The sequence below is a fragment of the Chryseobacterium aquifrigidense genome (assembly GCF_006716485.1).
In the GTDB taxonomy this organism is placed as follows: domain Bacteria; phylum Bacteroidota; class Bacteroidia; order Flavobacteriales; family Weeksellaceae; genus Chryseobacterium; species Chryseobacterium vietnamense.
The window spans coordinates 35,627-49,636 of sequence record NZ_VFPD01000004.1; the positions used below are offsets into that span (position 1 = coordinate 35,627).

Annotated in this window: 15 protein-coding genes; 14 read left to right on the forward strand and 1 reads right to left on the reverse strand. The window is 36.8% G+C overall.

The window, feature by feature from the left end:
- From FB551_RS20960 to FB551_RS21025, 14 genes are all read left to right on the forward strand, one after another.
- Window positions 1-759, forward strand: coding sequence for an ABC transporter ATP-binding protein (locus FB551_RS20960; protein ID WP_047429009.1), 759 nt, complete (start codon window positions 1-3; stop codon window positions 757-759).
- On the forward strand, window positions 746-2,014 hold the full coding sequence (locus FB551_RS20965) for an ABC transporter permease (protein ID WP_142018816.1): 1,269 nt from the start codon (window positions 746-748) through the stop codon (window positions 2,012-2,014). Before FB551_RS20960 ends, FB551_RS20965 begins: the two co-directional genes overlap by 14 nt.
- A complete protein-coding gene (locus FB551_RS20970; RefSeq protein ID WP_374709953.1) occupies window positions 1,989-2,432 on the forward strand; it encodes an acyl-CoA thioesterase in 444 nt (147 codons plus the stop codon). Before FB551_RS20965 ends, FB551_RS20970 begins: the two co-directional genes overlap by 26 nt.
- Window positions 2,429-3,595 carry a beta-ketoacyl synthase N-terminal-like domain-containing protein gene (locus FB551_RS20975; protein WP_142018817.1) on the forward strand — a complete coding sequence of 389 codons (1,167 nt, stop codon included), beginning with the start codon at window positions 2,429-2,431 and terminating at the stop codon, window positions 3,593-3,595. The genes FB551_RS20970 and FB551_RS20975 overlap by 4 nt, the downstream gene beginning before the upstream one ends.
- Before the next feature lie 10 nt (window positions 3,596-3,605).
- Window positions 3,606-4,145 (forward strand): 3-oxoacyl-ACP synthase, encoded by a 540-nt coding sequence (locus FB551_RS20980; RefSeq protein WP_142018818.1) that lies wholly within the window; start codon window positions 3,606-3,608, stop codon window positions 4,143-4,145.
- 75 nt (window positions 4,146-4,220) lie between these two features.
- Window positions 4,221-4,478 carry a phosphopantetheine-binding protein gene (locus FB551_RS20985; RefSeq protein ID WP_034692439.1) on the forward strand — a complete coding sequence of 86 codons (258 nt, stop codon included), beginning with the start codon at window positions 4,221-4,223 and terminating at the stop codon, window positions 4,476-4,478.
- A gap of 80 nt (window positions 4,479-4,558) precedes the next feature.
- Window positions 4,559-5,758 carry a beta-ketoacyl-[acyl-carrier-protein] synthase family protein gene (locus FB551_RS20990; protein WP_047428997.1) on the forward strand — a complete coding sequence of 400 codons (1,200 nt, stop codon included), beginning with the start codon at window positions 4,559-4,561 and terminating at the stop codon, window positions 5,756-5,758.
- Window positions 5,755-6,816 (forward strand): beta-ketoacyl synthase N-terminal-like domain-containing protein, encoded by a 1,062-nt coding sequence (locus FB551_RS20995; RefSeq protein WP_142018819.1) that lies wholly within the window; start codon window positions 5,755-5,757, stop codon window positions 6,814-6,816. Before FB551_RS20990 ends, FB551_RS20995 begins: the two co-directional genes overlap by 4 nt.
- Window positions 6,817-6,969: 153 nt before the next feature.
- Window positions 6,970-7,725, forward strand: a complete 756-nt coding sequence (locus FB551_RS21000) for a polysaccharide deacetylase family protein (protein ID WP_142018820.1) — start codon at window positions 6,970-6,972, stop codon at window positions 7,723-7,725.
- Complete coding sequence (locus FB551_RS21005) at window positions 7,718-8,344, forward strand: LolA family protein (protein WP_047428991.1); 627 nt, start codon at window positions 7,718-7,720, stop codon at window positions 8,342-8,344. Before FB551_RS21000 ends, FB551_RS21005 begins: the two co-directional genes overlap by 8 nt.
- On the forward strand, window positions 8,310-8,945 hold the full coding sequence (locus FB551_RS21010; RefSeq protein ID WP_047428989.1) for a hypothetical protein: 636 nt from the start codon (window positions 8,310-8,312) through the stop codon (window positions 8,943-8,945). Before FB551_RS21005 ends, FB551_RS21010 begins: the two co-directional genes overlap by 35 nt.
- Window positions 8,946-9,028: 83 nt before the next feature.
- On the forward strand, window positions 9,029-9,409 hold the full coding sequence (locus FB551_RS21015) for a 3-hydroxyacyl-ACP dehydratase (protein WP_082001922.1): 381 nt from the start codon (window positions 9,029-9,031) through the stop codon (window positions 9,407-9,409).
- A complete protein-coding gene (locus FB551_RS21020; RefSeq protein ID WP_142018821.1) occupies window positions 9,406-9,882 on the forward strand; it encodes a PE-PPE domain-containing protein in 477 nt (158 codons plus the stop codon). Before FB551_RS21015 ends, FB551_RS21020 begins: the two co-directional genes overlap by 4 nt.
- Before the next feature lie 4 nt (window positions 9,883-9,886).
- A complete protein-coding gene (locus tag FB551_RS21025; protein WP_047428986.1) occupies window positions 9,887-11,059 on the forward strand; it encodes a DUF2062 domain-containing protein in 1,173 nt (390 codons plus the stop codon).
- Between the two features lie 45 nt (window positions 11,060-11,104).
- On the opposite strand, the gene FB551_RS21030 is transcribed toward FB551_RS21025, so the two are convergent.
- Window positions 11,105-13,741 (reverse strand): T9SS-dependent M36 family metallopeptidase, encoded by a 2,637-nt coding sequence (locus tag FB551_RS21030; RefSeq protein WP_142018822.1) that lies wholly within the window; start codon window positions 13,739-13,741, stop codon window positions 11,105-11,107.
- Between the last annotated feature and the right edge of the window lie 269 nt (window positions 13,742-14,010).

A 14,010-nucleotide genomic window follows, 5' to 3' on the forward strand; every position in this document is an offset into this window, starting at 1 on the left:
ATGGCAGAAAATATGATTGAGATCAAAAACTTATACAAGAAATACAAAAATTCTGATGAGTTTTCTGTAAATGATATTTCTTTGAGCATCAGCCAAAATGAAATCTACGGAATTCTCGGACCCAACGGAGCCGGAAAAACGACATTGATTTCCATGCTTTCGGGACTGATAAAACCTACTTCAGGGCAGTTTACCATCAATGGTTTATCTCCTCAGAAGGATGGTTTCAAAATCAGACAGATTATCGGAATTGTCCCTCAGGAATATGCTTTATATCCAACGCTTACAGCCAAAGAAAACCTGATGTTCTTCGGAAGCCTGTATGGTTTAAAGCATAACCAGCTTAAAAAAGCTATTGATGAATCCCTGGAAATTATGGGTCTTTCAAAATTTGCCAACAAACAGGTAGGACAGTTTTCAGGAGGAATGAAACGCCGCTGCAACCTCATCGCCGGCACCCTTCACAATCCTAAAGTTCTCTTTCTGGATGAGCCAACCGTAGGAGTAGATGTTCAGTCTAAAAAAGCCATTATTGATTATCTGTTAGATTTAAATAAACAGGGCACCTGCATTATTTATACTTCTCATCACCTTTCAGAAGCGGAAGAGTTCTGTACTAAAATTGCCATCATCGATCATGGAAAAATCCACGCTGTAGGAACTCCTGAAGAATTGGTGAACAGAGTAGCCAGCGCTGAAAACCTTGAAGATGTTTTCATTTCATTAACCGGAAAAGAATTAAGAGATGTTGTTGTATAAACTGTGGAGAAGCTTTACTAAAGAAATCCTGCTGCTGAAAAGAGATATCGGAGGAATTGTCATCATCTTTGTGATGCCTTTGCTTTTGATCGTCACTATTACCCTTATTCAGGATTCTACCTTTAAAAACCTTGAAGGATCAAAGATTCCGATTATTTTTATTGATAATGACAAATCTGAGGTTTCAAAAAATATAAAAGCAGAGCTGGAAAACAGCAAAACATTTCAGCTGCTGACCAATTTCAATGAAAAATCCGCTCAGGATGCTGTTTTTTCGGGAGATTATCAGATGGCGATCGTCATTCCTGATAATTTAACGAAAGATTTAAATTCCAATATTGATTCTAAAGTTCAGACCATTGTAAGTTCATTCGGACTGGAAGGAGATTCAGCAAAAGTAAAAACAGCTGCTCCTAAGGCGAAAGAAATTCATTTGTATTTTGATCCCGCTACCAATGCCGGATTCAAAAACTCCGTGATGAATTCTGTGAATAAAATGGTTTTTGAGATTGAAAATAAAAAGATTTACAAGGCATTTCAGGAACAGCTGGGAACAACTGAAAATCTTGACGAAAATAAAAACCTGATCAGCTTTAAAGAGATCACTCCCAAAAAAGGAGAAATGGATGTGATGCCGAATTCCGTTCAGCATAACGTTCCTGCATGGACTCTTTTTGCAATCTTCTTTATTGTAGTTCCTTTATCCATCAACCTTGTAAAGGAAAAAAGTCAGGGCACAAGTGTACGAGCAAGAATAAGCCCTACGCCTTATTTTGTACATATTTTAGGAAAAACATTTACCTATCTTATCATCTGTCTTATTCAGTTTTTACTGATGGTTGCAGTAGGTATTTATCTTTTTCCTTATATGGATCTTCCGGCTTTTGATGTATCCGGAAAAATGTTTCAGCTCATAGTAGTAACTCTGTTTGCAGGCTTGGCCGCAATTGGATTTGGAGTTCTATTGGGAACTATTGCCGATACACAGGAGCAGTCTGCCCCCTTTGGAGCGACCTCTGTAGTTGTTTTGGCAGCTATCGGCGGAATCTGGGTTCCTGTATTTTTAATGCCGGAATTCATGCAGACCGTAGCCAAATTCTCCCCTATGAACTGGGGATTGAATGCCTATTATGATATTATTTTAAGAAACAGCGGAATTGGCGGGATTGCCAAAGAACTGGTTTTCCTCTTCTTATTCTATATTGCCACTGTAGCTATTTCCATATTTTATGAAAGAAAACAAAATGCAGTCTAAAGAAAATATATTAACCTGTACTGAAGAAGTAAGAGTACGCTTTAATGAAACAGATCCGCTGGGAATTGTCTGGCATGGTCATTATATCGTATATTTTGAAGACGGAAGGGAAGCTTTCGGACGTCAGCACGGTTTAACTTATCTCGATATTCAGAATGCAGGATTTGTAACACCAATTGTAAAAAGTACCTGTGAGCATTTTCTTCCTCTAAAATATGGAGAAACATTCAAAATTGTAACTACTTTTATCAATTCTGTTTCAGCCAAACTTATCTACCGATATGAGATCTTCAATCAGGAAAATCAATTGGTATGCAGCGGTGAAACCATTCAGGTGTTTCTTGATAGTAACGGAAGCTTATGTTTGTATAATCCGGAATTTTTTCAAAACTGGAAAGATAAAATGGGATTGTCATGAGGAAAGAAATTTACATCACAGACTACAATTGTGTAACTCCGTTAGGTTTCAATGTTGATGCCAACTGGAATGCTCTTGTAGAAGGAAAATCTGGAGTTGATTTGCACAAAATCATCGACAATCAGGATGCTTTTTACGCTTCCATGATTGATTCTGACAAACTGAATGAAGAATTCAACAGATTCTTCGACTACACTCAGAATGATATTCATAATTTCACCAGGCTGGAAAAGATGCTTCTTTTAAGTTTACAGCCTCTTGTAGAGAAATATACTATATCAGAAGACACGGCTTTTATCCTTTCTACAACAAAAGGAAATATCAGCCTGTTAAAAAACCAGTCTGACCTGCCGCAAGGCGTATATTTATCAAAATTAGCAGAAAAAATTGCAGATTTTTTCGGATTCAAAACAAAACCAATTGTAGTTTCCAATGCCTGTGTTTCAGGAGTAATGGCAATTGCTGTAGCGAAAAATATGATTCGGGCAGGAAAATACAAAGATGCTTTCGTTATTGCAGGAGATGAGCTTTCTGAATTTGTTATTTCAGGATTCAACTCATTTCAGGCTATAGGATCCGGACCATGCAAGCCTTATGATAAAAGCAGAGACGGTATCAATATTGGTGAAGCCGCGGCTGCAGTCTATATAACCAGCTGTCATTCTGACGAAGGAAGAATCTCACAAAACGGGAAATTCAGATTCAAGGTTCTGGGAGACTCTGCTGTCAATGATGCCAATCACATTTCCGGACCTTCAAGAACGGGTGACGGTTTATATGCCAGTATCAAAAGTGCCATGACAGAAGCGAATGTTTCTGCTGAACAGATTGATTTTATTTCTGCCCACGGAACAGCTACTTTATATAACGATGAAATGGAAGCTATTGCCTTCAACAGAATGGATCTTCAACATATTCCGCTCAACAGTATGAAAGGATATTATGGACACTGCCTGGGTGCATCCGGACTTCTTGAAAGCATTATTTCTATGGAGAGCGCTCTTCACAGCACTTTGCTTCCTTCAAAGAATTTTGAGGAAACAGGAGTAACCCAGCCTTTGAATATCATTAAAGAAAACAAAACTGCAGATATAAAATATATTCTAAAGACCGCTTCCGGTTTTGGAGGATGTAATGCAGCAGTTGTACTTGAAAAATGTTAAAATGAAAGCGATGAAGAAGATAAGCAGCTGCACCATAGAACATTCAAAAATAACCGTTGACGGAAATCTTATTTTTGAAAGCCCTGCCGAAACCTTTCAGGAATTTGCCAAAGAAGCTTATAAAAGTTTAGATCTCAGCTATCCTAAATTTCATAAAATGGATCATTTGAGTAAACTGGCTTTTCTTTCCGCTGAAACCATTCTGAAAGATGATGATCACAGCAGAACAGCTATTGTTTTTGCCAACAGATCTTCCAGTCTGGACACCGATTTCAAATATCAGGAAAGTATCAACGATCAGGATAACTTTTATCCGAGTCCTGCCGTTTTTGTCTATACTCTACCCAACATCTGTGTAGGCGAAATCAGCATTAAGCATAAAATGCAGACCGAAAATGCTTTTTTTGTTTTAGATGAATTTGATGAAAATTTTTTAAACGATTATTCTGAACAAATCCTGCTGTCCGGGAAGGCTGATAAAGTATTGTGTGGCTGGGTAGAATTGTATCAGGAAAATTATAAAGCTTTTGTATATTTGCTAACCTTATAAAAATGTAACAATATAACAGTGCAATGATGTAATGATCTTTATGATATGCCGAAGCACTGATAAACCAACTTAATTATGGAAAACTTAAAAACAGAATTGAAACACAAAATTATCGAAGTTCTTAATCTTGAAGACGTATCTGTAGAAGAAATCAAAGATACTGATCCATTGTTCGGAGGAGGATTAGGATTAGATTCTATCGACGCTTTGGAATTGATTGTTCTTTTGGATAAAGACTATGGAATAAAGTTAGCAGATCCTAAAAAAGGAAAAGAGATTTTCCAGTCTATCGATACGATGGCTAAATTCATCGAGGATAACAGAACAAAATAAATACAACAATCTAACTATATAGCAATGTGGTAATTACTAATCAATTATCACATTGCTACACTGTTTTATGATTTAATACCATGAGTCAAAAAATTGCCATAACGGGAATGGGCATCATTTCCTCCATCGGAAACAATGTGGAGGAAAATTTTATTTCACTACGATCCGGAAAACATGGAATTTCAGATATAGAAATGTTTGAAACCCGTCATACGGGAGCCATTAAAACGGGTGAAATAAAATTATCCAACGAAGAACTTGCAGAGAAACTTCAGCTTGATGAAGACAATAATGTGACAAGAACTTCTTTATTGGGAATGATTGCTGCAAAAGAAGCTGTAGAAAGTGCAGGAATTTCAGATATCAATGGATACAGAACCGGATTGATCTCTTCTACCAGTGTAGGCGGAATGGATATCACTGAAAAGTACTTCTACTCTTACGAAGACTTTCCTGAAAAGCAAAAATATATTGACGCCCATGATGCCGGAAATTCTTCACTGGCTATTGCCGGTTATCTGGGACTAAAAGGCATGGTTTCTACCATCAGTACAGCCTGTTCTTCGGCAGCCAATGCTATTATGATGGGTGCAAAACTGATTAAAAACGGAGTTTTGGATCGTGTGATTGTCGGGGGAACAGATTCTCTTTCAAAATTTACTTTGAACGGTTTCAATACTCTGATGATTCTTACAGATTCCTATAACACTCCTTTTGACAACAACAGAAAAGGACTGAATCTTGGGGAAGCTGCGGCTTTCTTAGTTCTTGAATCTGAAGAAATGGTCAAAAAAGAAAATAAAAAAGTTCTTGCCTATCTTTCCGGATATGGGAATGCCAATGATGCACACCATCAGACGGCATCGTCAGACAACGGACAGGGTGCATTTTTAGCAATGCAGCAAGCCCTGAAAATTTCCGGACTGGAAAAAGAAAATATAGATTATATCAACGTTCACGGAACTGCTACTCCTAATAATGATTTATCTGAGGGAATTGCAATGATAAGAATCTTCGGGGAAAACAAAGTTCCTGAATTCAGCTCTACAAAAGCATTTACAGGACATACTCTGGCCGCAGCAGCAGGAATTGAAGCTGTATTTTCAGTTTTAGCCATGCAAAACAGTGTCATCTTCCCAAACCTGAATTTTAAAACAAAAATGGAAGAGTTCGACCTTACTCCTGTTACCGAATTGAAAGAGAAAAACATCAATCATGTACTTTCCAACTCATTTGGATTTGGAGGAAACTGTTCCACCTTAATTTTCTCAAAATCATGAGTGCAGTATACATCAACAGTGCATCCTGTATCTCTGTTCAGGACACTTTAAACGAAAATATTCTTCAGAACCTTCGTTTTGAGAATTCTTCAAACATTATTAAAGCAATAGAACCTAATTACAAAGAGTTCATTCCGCCAGCCATGATCAGAAGAATGTCCAAAACGGTAAAAATGAGCTCTGTCGCATCACACCACGCATTAAAAGAAGCAGGAGTTGAAAAACCTGACGCTATCATTGTAGGAACAGGAATGGGCTGTTCACAGGATTCTGAAAAGTTTCTGAAAAACGTGATTGACAATCATGAAGAATTTCTTACTCCTACCTTTTTTATCCAGTCTACCCACAATACGGTAGCAGGACAGATTGCTCTGGGATTACAATGCCATGCGTACAACTTTACCTATGTAAACACTTCTTCTTCACTGGAGTTTTCATTACTGGACGCTCAGCTTCAGATCAATGACGGAGAAGCAGAAAATGTTCTGGTAGGTTCCACAGATGAGCAGACGGACAGAACAATGGAGCTTTACTGCTTAAATAATACCATAAAAAAAGAAGCAGATCTTCCTGCAGATTATCTGAATTCCAAAACCAACGGAGTCATCTGGGGTGAAGGTGCCAGTTTTTTCGTTGTAGGAAAAGATAAGACCGAAAAGTCTTACGCCAGGCTTAAAAATATCCATATCAGCAATAAGGTTGAATTGAATGAAGTAAAGGATTTTATCCAGAATTTCTTAGTCAGTAATAACCTTTCAAACCATGATATTGATGCTGTTATTTTAGGATTCAGCGGAGATACCGATTCAGATATTTACTATAAAGAAGCAATGGATATCTTTCCGGATTCCGCACAGCTGTACTATAAACATTTAAGTGGTGAATTCAACACAGCAAGTGGTTTCTCAACTTTCATAGCCTGCCATATCCTGAAGGAACAGCAGATTCCGGAAGTAATGATGATCAATGCTGAGAAAAAGGAAAGTATAAAGAATGTACTTCTTTACAACCATCTGGCGGGTGATGATCATAGTCTGGTATTACTGGAAAAAGCTTAATTAAAGAGAAGTAATAAAAACAGTGCTGCTGTCATTCTGACGAAGGAAGAATCTCTGCTTTTTATATGACAGATTTTTCATTTCGCTTCGCTACACTCAAAATGACAAAATGGGTATAAATTCAAGAAGTTTAACAATAAAAAACAATCAGCAATGAAACATTATCCCTTCATCCTGTTCTATATTTTCTGCAACGTTTTTATTTATGCGTTCCACGGAAGTGTTTGGGTGTATCTGTTTTGTTTTTTCGCTTTTTCTGCAGTGGTTGTCTGGGGTTCATTTGATATTGAACTGGGATATTTTGTTAACAGCATTACTCATAAACGTACTAAAATCAAGGAAGTGGCTCTTACGTTTGATGACGGTCCCACTGAATTTACACCAAAGTTTTTAGACCTGCTTAAAGAGCATCACATAAAGGCAACCTTTTTCTGTATCGGGAAACAGATTGAAAAATATCCTGAGACATTTCAGAGAATTATTGCAGAAGGGCATATAATTGGTAATCATACCTTATCACATTCTAATTCTACCGGATTTTTATCAACTTTAAAAATGATTGAGGAGATTGAAAAGTGTGATAAGATCATGAAAAATGTGGGAAATATTAAGACCAATCTCTACAGACCACCTTTTGGGGTGACAAATCCCAATATTGCAAAAGCAATCAAAAAGACCAATAAAGACAGTATCGGATGGAATGTAAGATCATTGGATACCATCATTGACGATGAAAATAAAATATACAACAGAGTAACCAAAGGCCTGAAAAAAGGAAGTATTATCCTCCTTCACGATACCTCGGAAAAGACGTTTCGTGTGCTGGCCAATTTATTAGTATTTTTGAAGGATAAAAAATATACAACCTTTACTGTTGATACAGTGATAAATTCAAATAGAAATGATTAAAAATATAGCTTTCGGAGTGTTCTTACTGGTTTCCGGTTTCTTTTTTGCACAAAGCACACCTATGTCAGGAGCTGAAGCCAAAGCATTTGTATCAAAGGTTTCTTCAGAAACGAAAGAAATTAAAACGTTGCAGAGTGATTTTACCCAGACCAAAAAAATGGATTTTCTGGATAAAAGTATTGTTACCTATGGAAAAATGTCTTTGCAGACACCCAATATGCTGAGCTGGAAATACACCAAACCATATCAGTACAGCATCGTTTTTAAAAGTAATAAAATTTTCATCAATGATCAGGGGAAAAAATCTTCTGTAGATGCCAAGAGTAAAACATTTGAAAAAATCAATAAGCTGATTGTAGGAAGCTCAAACGGAACCATGTTCAATGATCCCGAGTTTACCGTAACCTATTTTAAGAGCGGAAATTACAATGTGGCAAAGTTTATTCCCAAAACTTCCCAGCTGTTGAAATACATCAAACAGATTGAGCTGTTTTTCCCAAAGAACCAATCAACGGTTTCACAGGTGAATATGACTGAAGCTTCCGGAGATACAACCAATATTGTTTTCAAAAATACCAAGATCAATGCTTCCATTCCTGCGTCAGAGTTTACTTTATAGCCTGATTCTGATCCTGGCTGTTTCCTGTAAAACGTATAAGTTAACGGAAGTACAACCTGTTTCCTCTTCTGAAAAGCTGGTGGAAAACTTATACTTCTCCTCCGGTGAAGATTACGTTTACAAATGTCAGATGGATATTTATAAAAACCATATAAGTGGTATTCTGATCATCAAAAAACTGAATGAAACAACGCATCGTGTGGCATTAACTTCAGATTTTGGGAATAAACTGATTGATTTTGAAGTTTCTGACAATAATTTCAAGCTGAATTATGTACTTCCTGATCTGGATAAAAAAATAGTCATCAACTTCCTGAAAAACGACTTCCAGCAGCTTTTGAAAAGACAATACCCGGTAAGCGAAAGTTTTGAGAATGACAATGCTAAAATCTTTCTTTCCAAAATTGAGAATAAAAGCTATTATTTATTCTTCAACAAGGAAAACGGTTTACTGAAACAGATCATTTACACGAAAAATAATAAGGAAAAAATCGATTTTACTTTTGATGCAAAAAAACCTATCTTCGCGGATAGCTTAAACTTACAGCACAAAGATTTTAAGATCAATATAAAACTATTTCAAATAACCGAAACAGAGTAATTTCCGACAGGAAAGACTGTACAACGTACAAATATTGTTTTCAACCGAAGTGTATTGTACATTTAATCTTAAAAAATAAGATCATGCAAACCATTCTTACAGACTTTTATACTTTAACATCATACGATAAGACAGAAGACGGAAAGTTTACTGCTCATATTCATCTTAATAAGGACCATGATATTTTCAAAGGACATTTCCCCGGAAATCCGGTAACTCCCGGTGTTTGCATGATGCAGATTATTAAGGAGCTCACTGAAGAATTTACAGGTTCAAAATTGTTTCTGAAAACAGCATCCAATGTAAAATTCATGGCGATTATCAATCCTTTTGAAACCCCTGATCTGATACTGCATCTTGATATTGCTGAAAATGAAGAAGATGTTAAAGTAAAGAATACCACTTCTTTTGGCGAGACTATTGCATTGAAAATGTCTGTAAGCTATAAAAAATTACCCTCATGAAACTAATCTTATCATTCTTTGCAGCATTTGTTTTTCTCTTTCAGTCTGATCTTGAAACCCTGAGAAACAGCTATGCTAAAGCCAATGAATCTAACAGCAATACTCAAAACTTTATTGATACTGCAGAAAAGCAATCCGGTTCTGATGTAGTAACTGTAGGATATAAAGCAGCAGCAAAGATTATGGAGGCAAAAATTGCTAAAAGTAATAGAAAATCTCTTGTAAAAACAGGAGCTACAAGTCTTGAAGCGGTTATCAAAAGTAATCCTAATAATGCAGAACTTCGTCTGATAAGAATGAGTGTTCAGGAAAATATTCCAAAGATTGTGGGATACCGTGGAAGCCTGAAGGATGATAAAGCTTTCCTGTTGAATAATTACAGCAAACAGAATACAGCCCTGAAAGGCTATATCAAAAGGTTTGCAACACAATCTAAAACCATGACAGAGGCAGAAAAAGCCACTTTAAAATAAAAAAATGTTCCTTGCTGCAGTACAAAATGCTATTTCTGAAAAGAAGATATGCATTTTAATACCTACCTACAATAATGAAAAAACTCTGAAAAGGGTTATTGACGGTGTTCTCGATTACACCGAAAGTATTATTGTGGTGAATGACGGTTCCACAGATTCTACGTTACAGATTCTTTCTCAATATCCTCAGATTATGGTTATTTCCCTTCCGGAGAACAAAGGAAAAGGAAACGGTCTTAAAACAGGTTTTAGAGCAGCAAAGAAGTCAGGATATGATTATGCCATCACTATTGATTCGGATGGCCAGCATTATCCGGATGATATTCCGGTATTTGTAGAAGCTCTTCTTCAGGAAAAGGAGGACGTTCTTCTGATCGGAAACAGAAATATGTCTCAGGATGGTATTCCTAAGAAAAGCAGTTTTGGAAACCGTTTTTCCAATTTCTGGTTCTGGTTTGAAACCGGAATCAAGCTGGAAGATACACAATCCGGCTACAGACTTTATCCTTTACATAAAATTCCAAAGAAATATTTTACCCCAAAGTTTGAATTTGAGATCGAGATCATTGTAAGAACCGCATGGAGACATGTTCCGGTAAAAAATGTTCCGATCAAGGTTTTGTATGATCCGGCAGAACGTGTTTCACATTTCAGACCTTTCAAAGATTTTACAAGGATCAGTATTCTGAATACAATTCTGGTAACGATTACTTTATTTTATATTATTCCGAGAAACTTCGTGAATAATTTCAAAAAAAAAAGCTTTAAGAGATTCATACAGGAAGATGTCTTAGAAAGTGACGGGAGCAACCGTACCAAAGCATTTTCTATAGCACTGGGAGTTTTTATAGGACTTTCGCCTTTCTGGGGATTCCAGACGCTTCTGGTTATCAGTTTATCTGTACTTTTCAAACTCAACAAAGTACTAGCTTTTGTAGCATCCAATGTAAGTCTTCCACCTTTTATTCCCTTTATTATTGCGGCTTCTCTTTTTCTGGGAGCACCGTTTGTAAGCGGTAACAGTGATATTTTAAGTCAGGATTTAAACTTTGAGCTCATTAAGAACAATCTTCTCCAATATGTAATCGGTAGTTTTATTTTAAGTATTACACTTTCTGCTCTTGCAGGTATAGCTTCTTTTTTGTTTTTGAATAAAGTAAGCCCGGAAAACAACTAAAAAAGCCCGGACAATGTTCCAGGCTTATCACACAATAAATTAGTCCTATTTAGAAACAATTATCTTTTGAGAGTAATCAATTGAGTTATTGCTCACTTTCACAATATAAGCTCCATTGATTAGTTTTTGTACATTGACGGTATTTTGCTTGTTAAGATTGATATTTTCTTTAGAGATAAGCTTTCCTGTAAAGTCAAAGATAGAAACCGTAGTAATTCCTGATAGTTTCATATCGGATGGGGTTTTTATCATGAATTCATTTCTTACAGGATTCGGATAGATCGATATTCCTTTAGAATTATCAGTTTCTTTTACGGCCAATGCACATTCTGCAGGAACTGTAAAGTCTTCTACCTGATCACTCATTTCCGGTAAAGGTTGATTTGAACCCATTGCTAAACCATTAAGGGCCCCTGCAGATGCATTAACTCCTAACCCTCTTTTAGCGAATGTATTCCAGATCATACATTTATTTTCTCCTCCTGTGGAAGCCTGATCAGCGGCAAGAATAGCATCTCTGCCCTGAACAAACGTTGGGTTACACGGCTGTAATTTAAGAGCATCCACTACCAGCTGTAAAACTCTTGCACTTCCGCTGTTAGGATCTGCCAGAACATTACTGTTATACCCATACTTCTCTACATACTTCCAGTTAAGATCCCAGAGCATACTTGCCCAGATAAATCCAATACTATGAACATCTGGTATTGTAATAGGGGTTCCCGAGACATTTGAGTTTATTTTCATGCCGTTTGTACGCCCGTAAGTATAATTATTGATTGCAAAATCAGGGGAATATTTTGCAGGTCTGATTCCTCCTGCGGTGGTAGCTTGTCCTGAAACAAAAGTTCCTATACCTCTGGCTATAGAAGAAGTATCTCCAGGTCTGGTTGTCATCATCAAAGCAAAGAAATCAGACCATCCTTCCCCCATTTGTTCATTTGATGAAACAAAATACAAGCACGAATCTCCTGTTCCGGTAAGTCGGTTAGAAATACCATGTCCAAATTCGTGGCTGATGACTCCGTTGTCTAAGCTTCCATCTTTATAAACTGCGGTGGTTTTGATTGTTGCATTGCCAACAATACCGTTAGTCAGATCATTTACCAGAAACTGGCCTTCTGTCATCCCCACCATAATGGTTGGAATTGTAATCGTAGTATCCGTTCCTGACATTGTTATCGGAGTATTGCTATACGGGTGGTATTGTATAACCCCTACTGCTCCTGCATTTTGCAAATTCTTTGTTTTGATAGTAAAAGCACATCCTGCAGCATTTACCACAGCGATCTTTCCTGTAAGACTTCCCGGGGTGACTGCGGTACATGCGTCAGCCGGCGTTGAAAGGGCAAGATCTCCTGTTACAGGAGGATTACCCATAATCTGAGGTCCAAAACTTGCAGTAGTAGCAGCCGGAGTTCTGGAGGTATATGTTGATGGTGCATTATAATAAAGATATCTTATCCCTCCACTAGGCGAGAAAAGGTACATCTGCATTCTTCCGCTTGTACCATCAGCTCCCGCGCTAAAGTTGGCATTATTAGTACCACCTCCATCTCTTGATTCTGCCAGAACAGGGTCGTTACCGGCACCTCCGTTTCCAAAATTGTTTACCTGGTAATTTCTTGCAGATTCTGTAAAACCAAATTTATAAAATACGTCATGCATTTTATTTGTATTATAGAATAAATTAGTCACAGCTGCCGACGTATAAGTAGTATGGGGTGCTGTTACATCCAATGGAAAGTCAAATGCTCGGTTTGTTCCTCCATCCGGATAAAACTGTGGTGTATTGAGGTTGTTCTCATCGGTATAGGCAAATGAATTATTACCTCTTGTAATCGTGTAATGATTAGTGCCATCAGAGTGCCAGCCTTCGGGTGAAGCGTTCAGATCCCAGGGATTAGTAAGAAGTGTTCTGCTACCGAATGTGGGGGCTTCTGCAGGGAATGCAAATACGTTATAAGTAGCATTATCTGGTGTTAATACAAAGTTGGCAGGTTTCTGCAGGTTTGCAGCAACTTCAGCAGAGGAAAGAACTGGTGGAAGATGCTCTAGCTGTGATTCGGAGTGGTGATCATAAGCTTCGTCGTGAAAACGGCATGATAAAGTAGTATTTTCCTGATACAAGATAGTACCATCTTCTGTACTGACGATAGTGTTCCATACATTACTGGACTCTTTTTCTTCAACATAGAACTGATATCCCAGAACCAGCTCACCACCTTTTGCAACGTAAACTGTCTTTATATGAGTTGGTTTTTCTTTTCCATCAACATCTTTTACAGTATGCTTCCCATTAAGTTTTTTAATGGTTTCTGCAACTAACAGTTCTTTTTTGTCATTCTCTTTTCCTTTAACGGAGGTTGGATACACTTTAATAAACGTATCAGCAAGGCTGAATACTTTTCCATCCCTGATTAATACATTAGCAGAGCTTCCAAAAACAGGAATTCCATTAACGGTTTGCTGTATTCCTACAATATCACCTTTCAAACTTTTTGAAGGATCTACATTGATGACAGTAAACGTCTTCAACTTTTCATCTATTCTTTGAAAAGACGTTTTCTCGGAGTTGAAATAGTTGGTAATAATCTGTTCGTACTTTTGTGCTGAGATCATTCCAAATCCTGAAAAGAAACCCAATACTAAAAGTTTAAGAGTAAATTTTGTTTTTTTCATTGCTTCATATTTAATACACGCAATAAAAAATATAGCATATATAAAAACAAGAAAAAGACGGACAAAACAAATATTACATAAACAAATGGAGTATTTTAATATAAATGATTAAAAAAAAATTAAAAATACAGAGAATTTCAAAATTTCAACAATGTAAAAAAAACACAATAACTCTATAATTAGTGGTTTATTTATTAAAATCTAAACGTCTATTTAATTTATTTATAAAGATCAACAGGATAATACTGCTGATTAAAAGAATATTAAGT